This window comes from Streptomyces sp. NPDC030021 (genome assembly GCF_055574035.1).
This window is the reverse complement of the sequence record NZ_JBVIAH010000017.1, coordinates 96,751-117,462: the sequence shown is the minus strand read 5'-3', so window position 1 is coordinate 117,462 and position 20,712 is coordinate 96,751. Positions and strand designations below refer to the sequence as shown.

Annotated in this window: 12 protein-coding genes; 10 read left to right on the top strand and 2 right to left on the bottom strand. The window is 74.3% G+C overall.

Annotated features, from left to right (window positions below; translation table 11 throughout):
- Nucleotide 1 precedes the first annotated feature (1 nt).
- The 10 genes from ACZ4YL_RS29470 (at nt 2) to ACZ4YL_RS29425 (ending at nt 18,094) form a co-directional block, all read left to right on the top strand.
- Nucleotides 2-1,294 carry a MupA/Atu3671 family FMN-dependent luciferase-like monooxygenase gene (locus ACZ4YL_RS29470; RefSeq protein ID WP_468120742.1) on the top strand — a complete coding sequence of 431 codons (1,293 nt, stop codon included), beginning with the start codon at nt 2-4 and terminating at the stop codon, nt 1,292-1,294.
- Nucleotides 1,291-5,388, top strand: coding sequence for a non-ribosomal peptide synthetase (locus ACZ4YL_RS29465; protein WP_468120740.1), 4,098 nt, complete (start codon nt 1,291-1,293; stop codon nt 5,386-5,388). Before ACZ4YL_RS29470 ends, ACZ4YL_RS29465 begins: the two co-directional genes overlap by 4 nt.
- Complete coding sequence (locus ACZ4YL_RS29460; RefSeq protein WP_468120739.1) at nt 5,381-6,649, top strand: MFS transporter; 1,269 nt, start codon at nt 5,381-5,383, stop codon at nt 6,647-6,649. The genes ACZ4YL_RS29465 and ACZ4YL_RS29460 overlap by 8 nt, the downstream gene beginning before the upstream one ends.
- Nucleotides 6,646-9,804 (top strand): condensation domain-containing protein, encoded by a 3,159-nt coding sequence (locus ACZ4YL_RS29455; RefSeq protein WP_468120737.1) that lies wholly within the window; start codon nt 6,646-6,648, stop codon nt 9,802-9,804. Before ACZ4YL_RS29460 ends, ACZ4YL_RS29455 begins: the two co-directional genes overlap by 4 nt.
- A complete protein-coding gene (locus tag ACZ4YL_RS29450) occupies nt 9,801-11,390 on the top strand; it encodes an amino acid adenylation domain-containing protein (protein ID WP_468120735.1) in 1,590 nt (529 codons plus the stop codon). Before ACZ4YL_RS29455 ends, ACZ4YL_RS29450 begins: the two co-directional genes overlap by 4 nt.
- Complete coding sequence (locus tag ACZ4YL_RS29445; RefSeq protein ID WP_468120734.1) at nt 11,387-13,912, top strand: non-ribosomal peptide synthetase; 2,526 nt, start codon at nt 11,387-11,389, stop codon at nt 13,910-13,912. Before ACZ4YL_RS29450 ends, ACZ4YL_RS29445 begins: the two co-directional genes overlap by 4 nt.
- 3 nt (nt 13,913-13,915) lie before the next feature.
- Nucleotides 13,916-15,172 carry an ATP-grasp domain-containing protein gene (locus ACZ4YL_RS29440; RefSeq protein WP_468120732.1) on the top strand — a complete coding sequence of 419 codons (1,257 nt, stop codon included), beginning with the start codon at nt 13,916-13,918 and terminating at the stop codon, nt 15,170-15,172.
- Nucleotides 15,165-15,893 (top strand): HAD family hydrolase, encoded by a 729-nt coding sequence (locus ACZ4YL_RS29435; RefSeq protein WP_468120730.1) that lies wholly within the window; start codon nt 15,165-15,167, stop codon nt 15,891-15,893. The genes ACZ4YL_RS29440 and ACZ4YL_RS29435 overlap by 8 nt, the downstream gene beginning before the upstream one ends.
- A complete protein-coding gene (locus ACZ4YL_RS29430) occupies nt 15,890-17,023 on the top strand; it encodes a hypothetical protein (protein WP_468120729.1) in 1,134 nt (377 codons plus the stop codon). Before ACZ4YL_RS29435 ends, ACZ4YL_RS29430 begins: the two co-directional genes overlap by 4 nt.
- Nucleotides 17,024-17,116: 93 nt before the next feature.
- Entirely contained in the window at nt 17,117-18,094 is a 978-nt protein-coding gene (locus ACZ4YL_RS29425; RefSeq protein WP_468120727.1) for an NAD-dependent epimerase/dehydratase family protein, read from the top strand.
- Nucleotides 18,095-18,134: 40 nt separating this feature from the next.
- Here the strand turns inward: ACZ4YL_RS29425 and ACZ4YL_RS29420 are convergent, their stop codons facing one another.
- Both ACZ4YL_RS29420 and ACZ4YL_RS29415 read right to left on the bottom strand, forming a co-directional pair.
- Nucleotides 18,135-18,986: a DUF8017 domain-containing protein gene (locus tag ACZ4YL_RS29420; RefSeq protein WP_468120726.1), complete on the bottom strand. Its 852-nt coding sequence runs from the start codon at nt 18,984-18,986 to the stop codon at nt 18,135-18,137.
- Nucleotides 18,987-19,012: 26 nt separating this feature from the next.
- Entirely contained in the window at nt 19,013-20,632 is a 1,620-nt protein-coding gene (locus tag ACZ4YL_RS29415; protein WP_468120725.1) for an outer membrane protein assembly factor BamB family protein, read from the bottom strand.
- Nucleotides 20,633-20,712: the final 80 nt, after the last annotated feature.

The following is a 20,712-nucleotide window of genomic DNA, read 5'->3' as shown; positions in this document are numbered from 1 at the left end:
CATGGCTGACGAGAACACGACCACCGACGCCGAGGCGGCGCAGGCCCGCATGCTCCAGGAGCGGCTGGCCTCGCTGAGCCCGGAGCAGCGCGAGGTCCTGCTGCGCGCGATGCGCGAGCGCGGCCTGAAGGCGCCCGCCACCGTGGACGCGGGGGAGCGGGCCGGCGCCCGGCAGGCCGCCGCGCCGCGCCGCACCCGGCGCCCCGGCAGCACCATGGAGTTCAGCCTGTTCTTCTTCTCCGGTGACGGCACCGCCGCCGGCCCCGGGAAGTACGACCTCCTCATGGAGAGCGCCCGGTTCGCCGACGCCAACGGCTTCGCCGGGATCTGGGTGCCCGAGCGGCACTTCGTGGACTTCGGCGGGCTCTACCCCAACCCGTCGGTCCTGGCCGCGGCCATCGCCGTACAGACGCAGTCGATCCAGATCCGGGCGGGCAGCTGCGTCCTGCCGCTGCACCACCCGGTGCGGGTCGCCGAGGAGTGGGCGGTCGTCGACAACCTGTCCGGCGGGCGGGCCGCGATCTCCGCGGCCTCCGGCTGGCACCCCGACGACTTCCTCCTGGCCCCCGGCGACGGGCAGCAGCGCTACCCGCGCCGCAAGGAGGAGATGTTCGAGGCGATCGAGACGATCCAGCGGCTGTGGGCCGGGGAGAGCGTCGAACTGCCGCGCGCCGACGGCTCGCTCCAGTCGGTGCGCACCCTGCCGCGCCCGATCCAGCCCGAGCTCCCCGTGTGGGTGTCGGCGCAGGGCAGCCCCGAGACGTTCGTCAAGGCCGGTGAAGCCGGTGCGTACCTGCTGACCGGTCTCGTCGCCCAGCGGCCCGCCGACCTCAAGGACAAGATCGCCGCCTACCGCGAGGCGCTCGTCGGGGCCGGGCACGACCCGTCCCGGGCCAAGGTCACCGCGATGGTGCACACGTTCCTGGACTCCGACGACGAGAGCGCCCGGGAGATCGTGCGGGAGCCGCTGACCGGCTACCTCAAGACCTTCCTCGCGCAGCAGGACAGCTTCGGCAGCGAGTACTCCAAGCTCTCCGAGGCCGAGCGTGACGTGATGCTGAACGCCACCTTCGAGCGGTACTTCGACACGCTCGCGCTGCTCGGCACGCCCGACAAGTGCGAGTCCCTGATCGAGGACCTGGTCGACATCGGCGTGGACGAGGTGGCCTGCCTGGTCGACTTCGGCCTCGCGCCGGGCCAGGTCGTCAAGGGCCTGGAACACCTCACCGAACTCAAGAACCGGTACCGGGCCGCCGAGGCTGCCGAGGCCGCCGCCGAAGGAGACCAGTCGTGACCGAACTCGCCAACCGGCTGGCCGGCCTCACCCCCGCCCAGCGGGCCCTCCTGGACAAGAAGATGCGCGAGCGAGCCCGGACGCCCGCGACGGCCGGCCCCATCCCCCGGCGCACGGGCGGCGACCGGGTGCCGCTCACGGTGGACCAGGAGCGCATCTGGCTGATCCACCAGTTCGACGCCGAAGACCCGCTCTACAACGTGTACTTCGCCTCGAAGCTGCACGGCGAGCTGGACCGGGACGCGCTCCAGCGCGCCACCGACGCCTTCGTGGACCGCCACGAGGCGATGCGCACCACCTTCGAGCAGGACGGCCACACTCCCGTCCAGGTCGTCCACCCGGCCATGGAGGTGCCGGTCCGCCACGTCGACCTGCGCTCCGTACCGCAGGAGCGGCGCGAGGCGGAGCTGACGCGCCTGGCCACCGAGGAGATGCGCGCCCCCTTCGACCTGGTCAAGGGACCGCTGCTGCGCATCGCGGTGCTGCGGGTCGCCGACGACCAGCACGTGCTCGTCGGCACCGTCGACCACCTGGTCTGGGACCGCGGCTCGATGGGCATCTTCAACGCCGAGTTCGCCGAGTTCTACACGGCGTTCGCGACGGGCCGGGAGCCCGGACTCCCGCCCGTCGAGGTGCACTACGCGGACTACTCCGAGTGGCAGCCGCAGTGGCTGCGCGAGGAGGTCCGGCACAAGCACCTGCCGTACTGGAAGCAGAAGCTCGAAGGCGCCGAGCTGGTCCTGGAGCTGCCCACCGACCGGCCGCGCCCACCGGTCATGACCTCCAACGGCGCCCGCTACCAGTTCCCGCTCACCCCGGAGCTGACCCAGGCGATCCGCGACCTCGCCAAGCGCGAGGACGTCACGATCAACATCGTGCTGCTCGCCGCCTGGAAGACGCTGCTGCACCGGCTCACGGGCCAGCAGGACGTCGTCGTCGGCACCACCTCCTCGACCCGCGGCAGGCCCGAGACCGAGCCGATGATCGGCTACTTCCTCACGATGCTGCCGCTGCGCACCACGGTCTCGCCCGCGATGACGGTGCGTGAGCTGCTCCAGGCGACCCGCTCCACCATGCTGGGTGCCTTCGACCACTTCGACATCCCGTTCGGCACCCTGCTGGACGAGCTCGACATCCCCCGCGACCCCAGCCGTACCCCGATCTACCAGGCCTCCTTCATCCTGGTGGACTTCGTCCACGAGGACCCGCCGCCGATGGCCGGGCTGCGCGTCGAGGAGCTGATGCTCGACAACGCCACCGCCAAGGACGACGTGTTCCTCGGGTTCCTCGACGACCCGCAGCTCGCCGCCGACCACCTCCACGGCCTGTTCGAGTACAACACCGACCTGTTCGACGAGAGCACGATGGCGCGGATGGCCCGCCAGGTCGTGCGCCTCCTGGAGCAGATGACCGAGGACGCGGGACGCACCGTCCAGGACCTGTCCCTGGTCGACGCCGACGAGGCGCACACCCTGCTCGTCGAGTGGAACAGCACCGAGGCCGCGCGCGAGCCCGGCCTGGGCCTGGACGACCTGGTGCGCCGCCAGGCCGCCGTCACCCCCGACGCGGTCGCCGTCTCCTGCGGCGACGAGCGGCTGACGTACGGCGAACTCCTGGACCGCTCCGGCCGGCTGGCGTCCCACCTGCAGGCGCGGGGCGTGGTCCCCGAGACCGTCGTCGGCGTCTGCCTGGACCGCTCGGTGGACCTCGTCGTCGCCCTGCTCGGCGTGATCATGTCGGGCGGCGCCTACCTCCCGCTCGACGCCGCCTACCCGGCGCAGCGCCTCGCCGACATGACCGGCGACGCCGGCACCGGCTTCCTGCTCACCCGGGAGGGCCTGCTCGGCGCGCTCGCCGGATGCCCCGGCGAGCGGATCCGCCTGGACACCGACGCGGAGGCGATCGCCGCCGCGCCCGCCGTCCCGGCGAAGCCCGCCTCGGGCGAGGACCGGCTCGCGTACGTCATCTTCACCTCGGGTTCCACCGGCCGCCCCAAGGGCGTCGAGGTGACCCACCGCAACCTGGTCAACCTGCTCCTGTCGATGGCCCGCGAGACCGGGCTCGCCCCCGGCGACACGCTCGCCGCCGTCACCCCCGTCACCTTCGACATCGCGGGCCTGGAGCTGTACGCCCCGCTGATCAGCGGGGCCCGGGTGCACGTCGTCACCAAGGAGCAGGCCGTCGACGGCCGGCGGCTCGCCGAGCTGCTCGCCGAGACCGGCGCCACCGTCATGCAGGCCACCCCCGCCACCTGGCACCTGCTGGTGGAGGCGGGCTGGCACAACGACGGCTCGCTGCGCGTCCTGGTCGGCGGCGAGGCCCTGCCGCCCGCCCTGGCCGAGCAGCTGGTCCGCGAACCCGGCCGCACCTGGAACGTGTACGGCCCCACCGAGACCACCATCTGGTCCACGTTCCAGCGCCTGGACAGCGGCACGGAGCAGATCTCCATCGGCCGGCCGCTCGACAACACCCAGGTGTACGTCCTGGACGACCGGCTCGCCCCGGTCCCCGTCGGCATGCCCGGTGACCTGTACCTGGGCGGCACCGGCGTCGCCCGCGGCTACCGCGGCCGGCCCGGTCTGACCGCCGAGCGGTTCGTGCCCGACCCGTTCGGCGGCCGCCCCGGTGCCCGCCTCTACTTCACCGGCGACAAGGCCCGGCTGCGCGAGGACGGCACGCTCGTCTTCCTCGGCCGCGACGACGGCCAGGTCAAGCTGCGCGGCTTCCGCATCGAGCTGGGCGAGATCGAGGCCCGGCTGGAGGAGCACCCGGCGGTGCGCCGCGCGGTCGCCCTGGTCCGCGAGGACCGCCCCGGCGACAAGCGGCTCACCGGGTACGTCGAGTCCGCCGACGAGACGCTGACCGCCGAGGAGCTGCGCGAGCACCTGCGCGGCTTCCTGCCCGACTACATGGTCCCCGCCGCGATCGTCCGCCTGGAGACCTTCCCGCTGAACACCAGCGGGAAGATCGACCGCCGGGCGCTGCCCGCCCCCGCCGTCGAGCGCGACGCGGCGAGCTACGTGCCGCCGCGCGACGCCGTCGAGCTGGAGGTCGCGCACATCTGGGAGGAGGTCCTCGGGGTCTCCCCGATCGGCCTGCACGACCGGTTCTTCGACCTGGGCGGCCACTCGCTGCTCGTGCTGCGCCTGATGGCGGAGATCGAGAAGCGGTTCGGGCAGCAGCTCCCGATGGCGGCGATCTTCCGGGGCGCCACCGTCGAGCGGTTCGCCCGGATGCTGCGCGAGGGCTACCAGGACGAGACCGGGGTGCACCTGGTCGAGCTCGGCTCCGGCGACGGCACCGGCTCCCCGGTGTTCTTCGCCCACCCGGCCGGCAGCGAGGTCGTCTGCTACATGCCGTTCGCCGCGCTCGTCGAGCCCGCCGGGCGCCCGCTGTACGCGCTGGCCTCGCCGCCGCCCGTCGACGGCGAGCTGCCGTTCACCGGCTTCGGCGACCGCGCCGCCCAGTACGCCGCGCTGATCCGCGAGACCCAGCCCGAGGGCCCCTACACCGTGGCCGGCTGGTGCTACGGCGGTGCCAACGCCTTCGCCGTCGCCGGGGAGCTGGAGAAGAGCGGCGCCGAGGTGTCGGTGGTCATGATGGACGCGCACGCGCCCGCCGTCGTGCCGGCCGGCTCCGAGCCGGACCCGGCCGAGATCGTCGAGGCCATCGCCGCCAACCTGCAGTGGGACTACGGTCAGCGCCTCAAGCCGCTCGCCGAACTGCAGACCATGGACGAGGACGCGCACCTCGACTACCTGCTCGGCATCGCCCGCGAGTGCGACTACCTGCCGCCGGACGCCGGACGCGAGCAGATCCGCGACATCTACGAGCTGTGGGTCGCCAACCTGCGCCTGGTGTGGAACTTCCGGCCCGGCCCCGTCAAGGGCAAGGTCACGCTGATCCGCGCCGACGAGGAGGAGTGGGACCTCGCCACCTCCTGGACCGAGCTGACCGGGCAGCACTTCGACGTCCGCACGGTCGGCGGCAACCACTACACGATGATGCGCCACCCCCACATCGAGGGCGTCGCCGACGTCCTCAACCAGGTACTGAACGGCGCTGCCGGGAACGGTGAGGGAGACGATGCTTGAGCTGCTGAAGGACCGGACGTACATCCGGTACTGGCTGGCCGTCGTCGCCTCCTTCCTCGGTGACGCCATCACCAAGATCACCCTGATCTACGTGGTGGCCACCGAGACCGACGACCCGGTCCTGTACGTGTCCCTGGTCGTCATCGCGCAGCTGCTGCCCTTCGGCGTGCTCGGCGCGTTCGTGGGACCGCTGGCCGACCGGCTGCCGGCCCGGCTGCTGATGGTCGGCTCGGACCTGGTCCGCGTCGCCCTGGTGCTCGCGATGATCGTCGTACGGGACTCGCCGCTGCTGCTGCTCGTGCTCATCCTGCTCAGCGGCATCGCCAAGGCCTTCTTCGAGACGGCCCGCATCACCGCGATCCCGCTGATCGTGCGCGGGCACAGCATCCCCACGGCGGTCGCCCTCTTCCAGTCCACCAACCACACCCTCAACCTGGTGGGCCCCGCGCTCGGCGGGCTGCTCATCGCCTTCGGCAGCGTCACCACGGTCTTCGTGCTCGACGCCGTGACGTTCGTGCTCTCGGCGGTGCTGCTCGCCAGCATGGCGGTGCTGCGGGAGGTGCCCGTGCGGGGCGCCGACAGCGGCCGCGAGGGGTACTGGCAGTCCCTGCGCACCGGCATCTCCGGTGTGCTCGCCGTACCCTCGCTGCGTTTCCTGGCTATCGTCATGGTCCCGGTGATGCTGGTCCTCGGCCTGTTCACCACCAACCTCAACTCCCAGCTCCTGAGCGTCTTCGAGCTGCCGGCCTTCGAGTACGGGCTGGCCCAGGCCGGCTTCGGCGCGGGCTGCGTGATCGGCGCGCTCACCGGTCCTCCGCTGGTGCGCCGGTTCTCTGACCGGGGGCTGCTCATCGGGTCGATCGTGCTCTTCGGCGCCTCCCTGCTGCTGCTCGCCCCCACGGGCACGGCATGGGAGGCCACCGACCAGGGCGCACTCGGTCTGACCGTCGTCCTGCTCTGGTGCGTCCTGGCCGGTCTCGGCTCGGGGCTCTTCCAGGTGCCGGTCGCCAACACGCTCCTCAGCGACCTGCCCGAGGAGCTGCGCGGCCGCGGCGTCGGCCTCCTCAACGCCCTGATGGTCAACTTCACCGTCCTCGGCGTGGTCGCCGGCGGCCTGCTCGCCGGACTCGTCGGCATCGCCGACTCCATCGTCGTGGCCGGCGCCGTCCTCGTCGTCGCGGCCCTCGTCCTGCTCGTCCCCCGGCTGCGCGGCGGCCGCGGCGACCGGGCGGGCACCCCGGAACCGGAGGCCGTCGCATGAGCACGCTTCCCCCGCCCACGCTTCCCCTGACCCCCGCCCAGCGGCGGCTGTGGGCCCTGGGCCAGCTCCGGCCCGGCGACCCGTTCTTCAGCATCCCCTTCGCCGTCACCATCGAGGGCCCGCTCGACGGCGACGCCCTGCAGCGCGCCCTGGACGCCCTCGTCCGGCGGCACGACGCGCTGCGGGTGCGCATCGTGCGGGACGCCGACGGCGAGCCCGTGCAGCGGATCGGGGCGCCCGGTCCGGTCGCCCTCGACGTTGTCGAGGCGACGCGGGAGGAGGCGGCCGCCCGCGCGGACGCCTTCGCGCGCACCCCCTTCGACCTCGACGGCGGACCGCTGCTGCGGGCCGAGCTGCTGCGCCTGTCCGAGACGCGGCACCAGCTCCTCGTCGGCGTCCACCACATCGTGTTCGACGGGGCCTCGCTGGACCTGTTCACCGCCGAACTCGTCGCCCTGTACGGGGCGTTCGCGGGCGGCCTCGACGACCCGCTGCCCCGTCCCGCCGCCGGGTACGGGGAGTTCCTCGCCGCGCGCACCGCGCTGGACGAGGCAGCCAGGCCCGAACGGCTCGCCTACTGGACGCAGCGCCTGGCCGGCGCCCCCGAACTCCTCGAACTGCCGCTCGCCGGGCCCCGCCGGGCGCGGGCCGGGCACGCCGGGGCCCGCGTCACCACCGTCGTACCCGAGCCGGTCGTGGAGCCGCTGCGCCGGCTGGCCCGCACCAAGCGCGCCAGCCTGTTCATGGTGCTCAAGGCCGCGGTGGACGTGGTGCTCAGCCAGTACGGCGGCACCGACGTGCTGACCGGCATGGCCGTCTCCGGCCGCGACACCACCGAGAGCGCCGGCGTGATCGGCTACCTCACCCGGCCCGTCGTCCTGCGCGGAGAGCTGGCCGACGACCCGGAGTTCGCCGACCTGGTCGGCCGGGTGCGCGGGGACCTCCTCGACGCCCTCGACCACCCCGACCTGCTCGTCGACGAGGTCATGGACCGGCTCGGGCTCGCCCGCGACCCGAGCTACCACCCGCTCTACCAGGTCATGTACACGCACGCGCCGGCCGCGCCCGTCCACGAGGCGGCCGGCTCCCGGTTCGGCGCGGCCGAACTGCGCCTGCCCACCATGAAGACCGATCTGGCGATCGACACCGTGGAGACCGAGGACGGCCTGCTGGCCCTCGCGGACTACCGCACCGACCTCTTCGACGAGGCCACCGCCCGGCTGCTGCTCGACCGGCTGCGCACGGTCCTGGAGCGGATCGGCGCGGACCCGAAGTCCCGCGTCTCCGCGCTGCTGCGCACCGGGGCCCCGGCGCCCGTGGCGGCGTACGAGGACGCGGCCACCCTGCACGGGCTGGTCGCCGAGCAGATCGCCCGCACCCCCGACGCGGTCGCGGTGGCCGCGGGGGCGCGCACCTGGACGTACCGCGAACTCGACCGCGCGGCGGACCGGGTGGCGGCGCGCCTGCGGGCGCTCGGGGTCGGCCCCGAGACCCCCGTCGGGGTGTGCGTCCCGAAATCCTTCGCGCTGGCCGCGGCCCAGCTCGGGGTGGTCAGGGCGGGCGGCGCGTGCGTACCGCTCGACCCGGAGCTGCCCGCGTTCCTGCTGCGGCTCGCCGTGGACGACGCGGGACTGCGGACGGTCCTCGCCGACCCGTACTCCGGCGCGCTGTTCGACCACACCCAGGTCGACGTGCTCGACCCGGAGGACGCCGCCGACGCGGACGGGGCGGCGCCGGAGGCCGCAGGGGTCACCGCGCGGGGCGCCGCCTGGGTGCTGCGCACGGCCGGTGTCACCGGCGAGCCGCGCGCGGTCGTCGCCGAGCACCGCAACCTGGTGTCCCGGCTGCGCTGGGCCCACCGCGAGCTGCCCGCGGCCGCCCTCGACGCGGTCGCCCTGCTGGCGGCCCCGGACTCGCCGGCCGCGTTCCTGGAGGTGTTCGGCCCGCTGACCCGGGGCGGCCGCGCGGTCGTCCCCACCGGCGGCGACGCGGCCACCGTGCTCGCGGCCCCCGCCGAGCTCGCGGGGCTCCTCACCGGCGGCGCGCGGGTCCCCGTACTCACCGCGGGCGAGCCCCTGTTCCCCGGCACCCTCGCAGCCGCCCTGGCCGCCGGGGCCACGGACGTGCACCAGCTGTACACGTGCGCCGAGACGGCCGGCCCCGCGCTCGCGGGCCCGGCGCGGTCCCCGGAGGGAGAGGGCTACGGCCCCCTGCCGCTGGGGCTGCCGGCCGGCGCCACGGCGTACGTCCTGGACGCGCGCGGTGAGATCGCGGCGACCGGCGCGGTCGGCGAGCTGCACATCGGCGGCCCGGCCGTCACCCGCGGCTACCTGGACCGGGCGCGCGGCACCGCCGAACGCTTCCTGCCCGACCCGTTCGGCGGGGAGCCCGGCGCACGCCTGTTCGCCACCGGCGACCTGGCCCGCCGGCTCCCCGACGGACAGATCGTCTTCGCCGGCCGGTCCGGCGACCACGCCCTGGTGCGGGGCGTCCGCGTGGCCGCCCTCGACGTCGAGGCCGCGCTGCTCGCGCACCCCGGTGTCGTCCGGGCGCAGGTCCTGACCGACCCGGCGGACGGCTCCCTCGCGGCGGCCGTGGCGGCCCGGCCGGGCACGGACCTCACCGCCGACGCACTCCGCACCCACCTGCGGGACCTGCTGCCCGGCCACCTGCTGCCCGCCCGGCTGCACCTGGCCGACCGGCTGCCGCTGCTGCCCGGCGGGCGCCCCGACCGGGAGGCGGTCGCCAAGCTGCTCGCCGAGGCGGCCGCCGCCGGGGCCGGGCAGCCGGCCGACGGGGCCGACGCGCAGCCGGCGAGCGACGCCGAGCGGACCGTCGCCGCGGCCTGGGAGCAGGTGCTGGGCCGGCCGGTCGGAGCGTCGGAGAACTTCTTCGACGTCGGCGGCAACTCGCTGCTCCTGATCCGGCTGCGCGACCGGCTGCGCAGCGCACTGGAGCGCGAGGTCGACGTGGTGGACCTGTTCCGGCACTCCACCGTCAAGGCCATGGCCGCCTTCCTGGGCGGCGCCCCCGCCACGGACGCCCCGCCGGCCGCCGGGGAGCGCGGGCAGAGCCGGGCCCAGGCCCGCGCCGAGGCCATGCGCGCCCGCGGGCGCACCCGCCAGACCAGCACACCGATACCGAGGAAGCGATGAACGACCGGCAACAGCGCACGCTCTACCAGTGGTTCGAGGAATCGGCCCTGCGTCACCCCGGCCTGCCCGCCCTGGAGATCGGCGACGAGGTACTGACCTACGGCGAGCTGCGCGCCCTCGCGCTCACCCTCGCCGACCGCATCGCCGCCAAGCACGGCTCGCTGCCCACCCGGGTGGCGCTCGCCGCCACCCGCTCGGTTGCCGCGTACGCCGGCTACCTGGCGATCCAGCGGCTCGGCGCGAGCGTCGTCCCGCTCAACCCCGACTACCCCGCGCAGCGCAACCTCGACATCGCCCAGCGGGCCGGTGTACAGGTGGCTCTGGTGGACACCCGGTCCGCCGGCCTGTTCACCCGGCTGCCCGAGCGCCACCGGCCGACCGTCCTCGGACTCGACGAGGACGAGCGGGTGTCCGCGGCGGCGGCCGAGGTGGCGGAGCAGTCGCTGCCGCCGGTCCCGGACGACCCGGACCGCGAGGCGTACCTGCTGTTCACGTCCGGTTCCACCGGCCAGCCCAAGGGCGTGCCGATCCGGCACCGGAACACCTCGCTGTTCCTCGCGCACAACATCGAGCGGTACGAGATCGCGCCGGGCGCCCGGCTCACCCAGACCTTCGGCCTGACCTTCGACGCGAGCCTCATCGACCTGTTCGCGACCTGGGGCGGCGGCGCCACCCTGGTGGTGCCGCTCGCCGCCGACCTGTACCGGCCGGTCGACTTCATCGTCGAACGCGAGCTCACCCACTGGTTCTCGGTGCCCTCGGTGATCCGGGAGGCGCAGCGGCTCGGCAACCTGCCCCTGGGCCGCGCCGGGAACCTCCGGCACAGCATGTTCGGCGCCGAGCCGGTCACCGCACAGCACGCCGCACTCTGGCGCGCGGTCGCCCCGAACACGGTGATCCACAACGTGTACGGGCCCACCGAGCTGACGGTGTGCTGCACCCACCACGGGCTGTCCGGGCCGAGTACGGACTGGCCGGAGTTCTCCAACGGCACCGTGCCGATCGGCGTCCCCTTCCCCGGCATGGAGATGGTGCTGCTGGACGAGGACGGCCTGGCGGCCGACGAGGGCGAGCTGTGCGTGCGCGGCCCGCAGCGCTTCGGCGGCTACCTCGACCCGCGCGAGAACGCCGGGCGGTTCGTGTCGTACGAGTCCGGCGCCGGCCCCGCCACGGGCTACGACGGCAGCACCGCACTGACCGGCCGCCACTGGTACCGCACCGGTGACCGGGTCCGGCGCGAGAAGGGGCTCTACGTGCACTGGGGCCGCCTCGACCAGCAGGTCAAGGTACGCGGCTTCCGCATCGAGCTCGGCGAGGTCGAGGCGGCCGTGCACCGCCACCCGCACGTCATCGACGCCGCGGTGCTGGCCCTGCCCGGCCCGGACGGCGAGACCGAGCTGGCCGGTGCCTACGCGGGCCGCGAGGTGGACCCCGAGCGGTTCGACGCCTGGCTGCGCGATCTGCTGCCGCTGCACATGGTGCCCGCCTCGCTCACCCACCTGCCGGGCGGGCTGCCGCTCAACGACAACGGAAAGACGGACCGCAAGGCACTGGCGCGGATCCTCGACACGACGGAGGGGTCATGACCGACGCGCTGGAGTACTGGCGAACCGAACTGGCGGGCCTGGAACCGCTGGAGCCGGCCACCGACCGGCCGCGCCCCTCGGCGCGCACCGGCGCCCTGGGCCACGTCACCCGCACCGTCCCGGCCGGTACGGTGCGGGGGCTGGACAAGGCGGCCGCCGAGTACGGCGCCCCGCTGTCCGCCGTGCTGCTCGCCGCCTACCAGGTGCTGCTCGGCCGGTGGACCCGGCAGCACGACCTCGCGGTGGGCGTCCCGGGCCCCGACGGCGTCCTGGCCGTCGTACGCGCCGACCTGACCGCGGGCCCGGCCTTCGCCGAGCTCGTGGCGCGGACCGACGCCGCGCTGACCCGCGGCCGGGCCGCCGCGCTGCCGGTGGCCCGCCTGACCGCCGTGTTCGAATCCGGGGCCGACGGCCACCACCCCGTGGTCCAGGCCCTGTTCACGGACGGGCCGGCCTACCGGGCCGACGGGGTGTGCCCGCCGGACCTGACCCTGGCGCTCGACCCGGACCACGGCCGCGAGGGCCTCGGCGTGCACGTCGGCTTCGCCGCCGAGCTGTTCGACGTGGCGAGCGCGGAGCGGTTCACCGACGGCTACCTGACCCTGCTCACCGCGATCGCCGAAACCCCGGGCATCGCGCTGCACGGACTCGATCCGCTGGGCTCCGCCGAGCGCGAGCTGCTGCTCACCGGCTGGGGCCGCGGCCGCGCCGCATTCCCCGAAGCCGCCGACGCGGAGGCCGCCGCGGACGTGGCCGGTCTGGTCTCCGGGCAGGCCGGGCGCGTCCCCGACGCCGTCGCGGTCGTCTTCGGCACCGAGGAGGTCACCTACCGGGAGCTCGACGCCCGCGCCGACCGTCTCGCCCACCATCTGCGCGGCCTCGGCGCCGGCCCCGACGTGCCCGTCGCGGTCTGCCTGGAGCGCGGCCCCGAACTGATCGTGGCGCTGCTCGCCGTGCTCCGCTCGGGCGCGGCCTACGTGCCGCTCGACCCCCAGCACCCGGTCGACCGGCTGGAGTTCGTCCTGCGGGACACGGCCGCACCGGTGGTCGTCACCCAGGAGACGCTGCGCGGGCGGCTGTCCGGCGGCGACGGCGCGGGGCCGCGTACGCTCGTCGCCGTCGACACCGACGCCGCGGCGATCGCCGCTTCCCCCGTCGTGGAAGCGGCGGCGGCCGCCGGGCCCGGGCACCTCGCCTACGTCCTCTACACCTCCGGTTCCACCGGCACCCCCAAGGGCGTCGCCGTCACCCGGGGCGGCTTCCGCAACCTGCTGTGCGGCATGCGGGAGACCTTCCCGGCACCGGCGAACGAGCGGGTCCTGTTCACCACCTCGGCCACCTTCGACATCGCGGGCGTCGAGGTGTTCCTGCCGCTGATCACCGGCGGCCGGATCATCGGCGCGTACCAGGACCAGATCCACAACCCGCCCGCCCTCGTCGAGCTGATCGACCGGCACGCCGTCACCCTCGTGCAGGCCACGCCGTCCGCGCTGCGCCCGCTCCTGGACGCCCTCGGCGACCGGCCGCGCGCCCTGGAGATCTTCGCCGCCGGAGAGGCCCTGCCCGCCGAGCTGGCCGCGCGGATGCTGCGCGCCGGCACCCGGGTCCTCAACGGCTACGGGCCGACGGAGACCACCGTCTACGCCTCGGTCGCCGAGATCACCGGTGCCACCGGCGCCGTCCCCATCGGCCGACCCACCGCCGGCACCGAGCTGTACGTCGTCGACGACGCGGACCGCCCGGTCCCCGTCGGCGTACCCGGCGAACTGCTCATCGGCGGCGCCGGCGTGGCCCGCGGCTACCTCGGCCGCGACGACCTGACCGCCGAGCGCTTCATCCGCAACCCGTTCGCCACGGGCCGGGTCTACCGCACCGGCGACCTGGTGCGGTGGCTGCCCGACGGCGAACTGGAGTTCCTCGGCCGCCTCGATCACCAGGTCAAGGTCCGCGGGTTCCGCATCGAACTCGGCGAGATCGAGTCCGCGCTGCTGGCCCACGAGGACGTCGACTCCTGCGCCGTCACCGTCCGCGAGGACGTGCCCGGCGAGAAGACGCTCGTGGCGTACGTCGTCCCGGTGTCCGGCCGCCCGGTGCCCGGCATCGGCGCGCTGCGCGACTGGTGCGGCCGCACCCTGCCCGGCTACATGGTGCCCGGTACGTACGTCTTCCTGGACCGGATGCCGCTGACCACCAGCGGCAAGACCGACCGCAAGGCGCTGCCCGCACCGGACGGCGAACGCACCGGCCTGGAGGCCGAGTTCATCGCCCCGCGCACCCCCGCCGAGCGGGCAGTGGCCCGGGTGTGGGCCGAGACGCTGTACGCCGACGAGGTCGGCGCCGGGGACGACTTCTTCGACCTCGGCGGCGACTCGCTGACCGCGACCCGGGTGGCGCTGCGGCTCCAGGAGGAATTCGGCCTGGAGATCCCGGTGCGCACCCTGTTCACCTACCCGACCGTCGAGTCGCTCGCGGGGGCCCTGACCGTCGCCCGCCGCACCGGCGCGTTCCCGGCCGGAGGCTGACCCATGACCGCGACCCCCGCCAACCCCGTGCTGCTCGTCGTCTACGACGCCGGCAGCCTCGCACCCACCCGGCTCGCCGAGGCGGCCCGGCAGGCCGGCTGCGACCTGGTGTTCGTGACCGCGGACACCGCGCACGCCCAGGAGATGATCCCGACCCTGGAGATGGTCGGCACCGTGGTGAACACCGCGGGCCGCACCGGGGCACAGACCGAGGAGGCGCTGCGCGCGCTCGCCCCGGCGGGCATCATCACCTTCAGCGAGTTCCAGATCGCCCCCACCGTGCGGCTCGCCGAGGCGCTCGGCCTGCGCTACCACCGGCCGGCCGACGTCGACGCCATCACCCACAAGGACCTGCAGCGCCGGCGGTTCGCCGAGGCGGGCGTCGACAGCGTGCGCTTCCGCACCCTGACCGACCCCGCCCAGGCCGACGAGGCGATCGCCTACGTCGGACTGCCGGCCATCATCAAGCCGGTGATCGGCGCGTCCAGCCGCAACACGCAGGCCGTCGCCACCCCGGAGGAGTGCCGGGCCGCCCTCGCCGCGATCTTCACCGGCTCCGACGCCGGGCCCGCCGAGACGGCCGTGATGCTGGAGGAGCTCCTGGTCGGGCGGCCCACCCCGGCGCCCTGGGGCGACTACATCGCGGTGGACTGCGTGGCCGACGGCGACGACGTCCGGCCGGTGTTCGTCACCAGCAAGTTCGCCCTGGCCGAGCCGTTCCGCGAGCGCGGCGGCTACGGCGGCTTCTCCGTCGTACCGGAGGCCGAGGAGCGCGAGGTCCGCGACCTCGCCTGCCGCGCGGTGCGCGCCCTGAACATCCACGGCGTCGCCGACGTCGAGATCAAACTGACCGCCGACGGCCCCCGGGTCATCGAGGTCAACGGCCGGCTCGGCGCCTGGGTCGACGACCTCGCGGTCCGCTCCGGCACCTCCGACCCGGCGTACGTCGCGGTCGCCGCCGCGCTCGGCCTCCCGTACGAGACCCCCGAGGTCAAGCAGGGCGGGCCGATCGCCTTCCACTACCTGACCGTGCCGCCCGTCGGCGCCCGCCGGGTGCGCGCCATCCGGGGCGTCTCCGCACTGCGCCGCCTCGCCCGCGTCGACCGGGTCGTCGTCCTCGCCGAGCCCGGCGCCGACGTGGACTGGCGGATCGGCGCGCGCGGCAACACGGCGGCCGTCATCGGCTCCGCCACCACCCATGAGGAACTGGCCGCGACCGTCGCCGCCATCGAGAGCGTGGACTGGATCGACTATGAGTGACTTCCCCGTACGAGCAGCCGAGTTCGTCGTCTTCGACCTCGACGGCGTCCTCGTCGACACGCAGGACGCCGAGAACGGCGGGATCGCCCACGTCGGCGAGATGATGGGCCTGCGGCTGGACAAGGACCAGCGGGACGAGCTGTTCTCCGGCAAGAAGATGCAGGAGTGCTTCGACCTGATGGCGGACCTGTCGGGCAACGCCCCGCCCCAGGACGCCATGGTGATCGCCCGCGCCAGGTGCGAGGAGCTGATCGGCGACCGCATCGAGCCCATCGACGGCGTCGCGTACGCCCTCGAACAGCTCGCCGCCGCCGTCGGCGAGCGCATGTGCGTGGCCTCCAACAGCCCGCTCGCCATCATGCGCAGCCGCCTGGAGAAGGCCCGGATCCTGCACCACTTCGGCGACCGGCTCTTCTCGGCGTACGACGCCGACGCCTGGAAGCCCGACCCGAAGCTGTTCCGCTGGGCCGCCGAGAGCTGCGGCGTCACGCCCGACGAGTGCGTCGTGGTCGAGGACAGCCCGGTCGGCGTGGACGCCGCCGTGGCCGCCGGGATGCGGGTCCTGCAGTACACCGCCGACCCGGCCACCCCGCCCCACCGGGAGGGCGCCCTCACCTTCCCGTCCATGCGCTCGCTGCCCCGGCTCGTCCGCGACGCCCACCTGATGGCGCCCGTCACCGCCCCCTTCGCCGCTGCCGCACCCTTCGGAGGTACCTCATGAACAACGCCCGCAAGATCATGGTCCTGGGTGCCGGCGACATCGGCCGCCGTGTCTTCCACGAGCTGGCCCACAGCCCGAACCCCCGCCACGTCCAGCTCGTCGGCCGCGACGAGGAGACCGTCCTGAAGGCCGCCAACCTGACGCGCTTCTGCAGCGTCCAGCGCGGCCACACCAACGAGGTCAGCCACGCGCAGACCGACATCACGGACGTGGCGCGCACCGCCGAGCGGATATCCGCCTTCGGCCCCGACATCATCTTCCTGGCCGTCAGCTACCAGTCCTGGTGGGTCATCTCCACCCTCCAGCAGGACGCCTTCCAGCGGGTCTACGCCGCCAACTACGGCCCGTGGCTGCCCATGCACCTGGTCCCGGTGATGAAGGCCATGGAGGCCGTGCGCCTCTCCGGCACCCAGGCCCTGGTCGTCAACGCCGCCTACCCCGACGCCGTGCACCCCGCGCTCACCGCGATCGGCCTCTCCCCGGACATCGGCATCGGCAACGTCGCCAACAACGTCCCGGGCATCACGGCCGTGGCCGCCGACGAGCTCGGCCGCAGCACCGCCGACGTCGAGGTGCGCCTGGTGGCCCACCACTACGTCTCGCACCGCCTGTCCCGCACCGGCAACAGCGGTCCCGCCGGCATGGGCCTCGGCATCCGCCTCGACGGGCGCGACGTCACCGGCGAGCTGGACGTCGCGGAGCTCCTGAACCGGCTGCCCGGCGCGTACCGCCGCACCGGCGGCCTGCCCGGCCAGACGATGACCGCGTCCTCCGCGCTCAGCGTGCTGGAGCCGCTCGCCGACGGGCGCGACGCGGTGGTCCACGCGCCCGGCGCGGACGGGGCGCTCGGCGGCTACCCGGTGGCGATCGAGAACGGCAAGTTCCGCGCGCTGCTCCCCGACGGCATGACGGCGGACCAGGCGCACGCCATCAACGTCTCCGGGCAGCTGCACGACGGCATCAGCGAGATCCGCGCGGACGGCACCGTCGTCTTCGAGCCCTCCGCCATGGCGATCATGAAGGAGGAACTGGGCTACGACTGCGCCGAGATGAAGCTCTCGGAGGCCGAGGGCCGCGCCCGGGAGATCGCCGAGCGCTTCGCGGCGTACCGGGACCGCACCGCCCGCTGACCACGGCCTGGCGCCGCCGGCGGCCCGCACGGCCCCCGGCGGCGTTCGCGCGCTGTACGACACGACGGACGAGCTCCACGGAGAGGGACCAGGATGAGGCTGTTGCTGCTGGGCGGAACGGACTTCGCGGGGCGCGCCGTCGCCGAGGGCGCGGTCGCCCGCGGCTGGGACGTGACCGTCTTCCACCGGGGCGAGCACCCGGCCCCGCCCGGCGTGCGGGTCCGCCGCGGCGACCGTACGCACGAGGACGGTCTGGCCGCCCTCGCGACGGGGGAGTGGGACGCGGTCGTCGACACCTGGTCGGGCGCCCCGACGGTGGTGCGCGACGCGGCCGCCCTGCTGGCCGGGCGCGCCGGACGCCACGCCTTCGTCTCCAGCCGCTCGGTGTACGCGTGGCCGGTGCCGGCGGGGCTGGACGAGTTCGGACCGCTGGCCGAGGGCGACCCGGACGCGGAGGCGACCGATTTCGCGGCCGACAAGCGGGGCGCGGAACTGGCCGTGCTGCGCGCGTTCGGCGAGGACCGCACCCTGCTGGTCCGGCCGGGCCTGATCCTGGGCCCGCGCGAGAACGCGGGCCGCCTGCCGTGGTGGCTGTCGCGCATCGCCCGGGGCGGCGAGATCCCGGCCCCCGGCCCCCGGGACACCCCGCTCCAGTACGTCGACGTACGCGACCTGGCGACGTGGCTGCTGAACGCGCTGGAGTCGTCCCTGCACGGCCCCTACAACCTCGTTTCGCAGCCGGGCCACACCACCATCGGTGAGCTCCTGGACACCTGCGTACGCGTCACGGGCGCCGCCGCCGAACTGCGCTGGACCTCCCCCGAGGCGATCGCCGCCGCGGGCCTCTCCCCGTGGACCGATCTCCCCGTATGGGCCCCGCCCGGCACGGACTTCCACGCCGCGATCCACGCGGGAGACGTCTCCCGGGCCCATGCCACGGGCCTCGTCTGCCGCCCGGTCACCGAGACGGTCGCCGACACCTGGGCCTGGCAGCGATCGGTCCCGGAGGGCGGGCTGACCCTGGCGGACGGCCTCGCCGAGGAGGCGGAGGCCCGGCTCCTGAAGGGCTGACACGGCCGTCTGTGCCCGGGGGGCGGACGGCCGGGGGCGATCACGGCCCGGGGCCGGGGTCCTTCGGGTCGCCCGCCAGCCGGACCGTGCTCAGGATGCGCATGATCAGGGCGTCGTCGACGGCGCCCGGGACGCCCGTGCGGCCGTAGAAGTCCCAGGAGACGAGGTCGCCCCGGGAGTTCTTGAAGCCGAAGACGACCGCCTGGCCGTCGCCCGCGCAGCGGTTGGGCCGCTGGGCGCCCGAGGAGCGGGCTTTGACGTAACTCCCCCTGACTCCCGACTTGGTGGTGTACGCCACCGGCTTGTCCGCCGTGACCACGCTCTTGTCCGGCTGGGTGTAGGCGGCGTAGACCCAGGTGGGCGCCTCCTTCACGGCGATGTCGGCGGGGTCCTTGGCGCCACCGGCGCCCTTGGTGCCGACGTTGCCGAGCCGGACGTCCGTGACCTGGCCGTCGCCGTTCGCGTCGATGCTGCACCACTGGGACTTGTAGAAGGCTGGGGCCGTGTGCCCGATGAGGACCTTCTCCCTGTCCTTGGTGTCCTCATAGCCGCTGAAGACCTGGGGCTCAAGGACCTCCCACCCCGGCGGGACGTCGAAGGCAGTGCCGTGCGTGGGGTTGATCACGGTCTTCCAGCCCGCGACGAGCGGCTTCGTCGGGTCCGCCGCCGACGCCGCCACGGCCGCCGCCGAGCGGTCCCGGTTCTCGCGGACGCCGAGTACGACGCCGGTCGCCGCGGCCGCGACCGCCATGGCGGTCAGGGCGCAGATCCCGACGACGAGCCGTCCTCTGCTGATCCGGCGCCTGCCGCCGCCGGGCTCCTGCGGCGGCGCGACGGGCGGCGGCCGGTACGGGCCGCCGGGGTGACTCGGCTGTTGGTACGGGTTCTGCACGGTGCCCCTCCTGGTACCTGCCTGCCCTACTTGCCGAAGGACAGGATCGCGCGGCTCGCCTTGCGCGGCTCCGGGCTGTTGACCCGGCCGTTGAGCAGGAACAGCCGTCCGCCCGCCCACGCGATGCGGATGCCGTGGGGGTAGAAGACCCCCTCGGCGCCGCGGGCCGCGGCCGGGCTCTGCAAGGCCGGCTGCGAGGCCCCGTCGGCCGCGGCGAGGGAGACGACCGCCCCCGCCTCGTTGTTGCCCGGGGTGACGTACGTGAGGACCCTGCCGTCCTCGACGGCCAGCGGCCACATCGTGCGCCCCTTGGGCTGCCCGGCGGTGCGCCACCGCTCCTTGCCGGTGTTCAGGTCGACGGCGACGACCTGGTCGGTGACCTCGGTGTCGAGGGTGGTGCCGGGCTTGCCCGCGCCGATGTAGAGCGAGTCGGCGTCGGCCGCGGCGGCGTAGCACTCCTGGAAGCCGCTCGCGTTGCCGAATCCGTTGCACCGGCCGCTGACCCCGAAGGCCGGGGTGCTCTGTGAGCGGACCGTGCCGTCGGCGGCGAACGCCGTGAGGTTCCAGGTCTTCTTGTCCTTGTGGTGCGCGGCGATCACCAGCGGGTCGACGGACAGCACCCGGCCGACCGTCCAGTCCGGGGCGTACTTGTAGCTCCACCGCGCGGCGCCGGTGGCTGGATCCAGCTCCTCGACCATCTCCTGTCCGGATGCGTGGACGTCGTTCGGGTCGGGGCAGCGGCGGATGCCGATCAGCCGCGAGCCCCCGGCGAAGGCGGACGGGTAGCAGCCGTTCGGGCTCGACGTGCCGAAGAGTTTGTGGCCGTCGGTGACCGAGAAGCCGCTCATGAGGGCCGGCCGGCCGACGACCACGGTGTCACCGCTGATCGCCAGCTCGAACTGCGTCGTGGTGTCGTGGTCGTTCTCCGGCGGCAGCGGAATCTTCCAGCCCGCCTGCCCCGTGGTGAGGTCGATCTGCTGGAGGTGGGTGCAGCGCGAGCTCTCCGACGTGCTCTCCTTCACCCCCACGACGAGCTTGCCGTGCGCGGACGGGGCCGGCGGGACCCCGCACAGCGGGGTCTGGAGCGGGAGTTTCCACTTCTCCTGGCCGTCGGTGACCGCGTAGCCGGTGAGACCGCTCGGAATCGCGCTGACCACGGTGTCGCCCACGCGCCAGGGACCGTACTGCGAGACACCCGCCCCGGCCACCTCGGCCTGGTTGTCGCGCACCCAGACCCGGGCCTCGCCCGCCCGGATGCCGGCGTTGGGGTCGTAGGTGCCGGGTCCCCCACCGGGGCCCTTGCCGTCGCCCTGGTCGACCGAGGGCGAGCCGGAGGGTCCGGCCAGGGGCTGCGCGGGCCCGCCGCGGACCGTGAGGCGGTAGGCGCCGCCGCCGATGAGGAGCAGGGCGGCGAGCAGCGCCAGGGCGGCGCCGACGGCGGCCACGGGCCGGGGCAGCCGCGGCCGGCCGCCGGATCGCGGGGCGGTCGGCGTGAACGGTGCGGGCGGTGCGGGCGGGGCAGGCGGGGCAGGCGGGGCGGTCGGTGCGGGCGGTGGGGGCGCTGCGAACGGGGCGGGCGGCGGGCCGAAGCCGGCGGGTCCCTGCTCGTCGGGTTCCGGCCATGGGCCGGAGGTACGACCGGTCATGGGGGAAGTCTGGCTGATCCGGAGATATTTCTAGAATAGATTTTTGGACGAATTCGCCGCGAGCAGCTCCGGTCGCCCGC

Bases quoted from the DNA above. Each gene is read 5' to 3' on its own strand.
- ACZ4YL_RS29470 (WP_468120742.1), top strand. From the start codon at position 2: ATGGCTGACGAGAACACGACCACCGACGCCGAGGCGGCGCAGGCCCGC.
- ACZ4YL_RS29460 (WP_468120739.1), top strand. From the start codon at position 5,381: ATGCTTGAGCTGCTGAAGGACCGGACGTACATCCGGTACTGGCTGGCC.
- ACZ4YL_RS29455 (WP_468120737.1), top strand. From the start codon at position 6,646: ATGAGCACGCTTCCCCCGCCCACGCTTCCCCTGACCCCCGCCCAGCGG.
- ACZ4YL_RS29450 (WP_468120735.1), top strand. From the start codon at position 9,801: ATGAACGACCGGCAACAGCGCACGCTCTACCAGTGGTTCGAGGAATCG.
- ACZ4YL_RS29445 (WP_468120734.1), top strand. From the start codon at position 11,387: ATGACCGACGCGCTGGAGTACTGGCGAACCGAACTGGCGGGCCTGGAA.
- ACZ4YL_RS29440 (WP_468120732.1), top strand. From the start codon at position 13,916: ATGACCGCGACCCCCGCCAACCCCGTGCTGCTCGTCGTCTACGACGCC.
- ACZ4YL_RS29435 (WP_468120730.1), top strand. From the start codon at position 15,165: ATGAGTGACTTCCCCGTACGAGCAGCCGAGTTCGTCGTCTTCGACCTC.
- ACZ4YL_RS29430 (WP_468120729.1), top strand. From the start codon at position 15,890: ATGAACAACGCCCGCAAGATCATGGTCCTGGGTGCCGGCGACATCGGC.
- ACZ4YL_RS29425 (WP_468120727.1), top strand. From the start codon at position 17,117: ATGAGGCTGTTGCTGCTGGGCGGAACGGACTTCGCGGGGCGCGCCGTC.
- ACZ4YL_RS29415 (WP_468120725.1), bottom strand. From the start codon at position 20,632: ATGACCGGTCGTACCTCCGGCCCATGGCCGGAACCCGACGAGCAGGGA.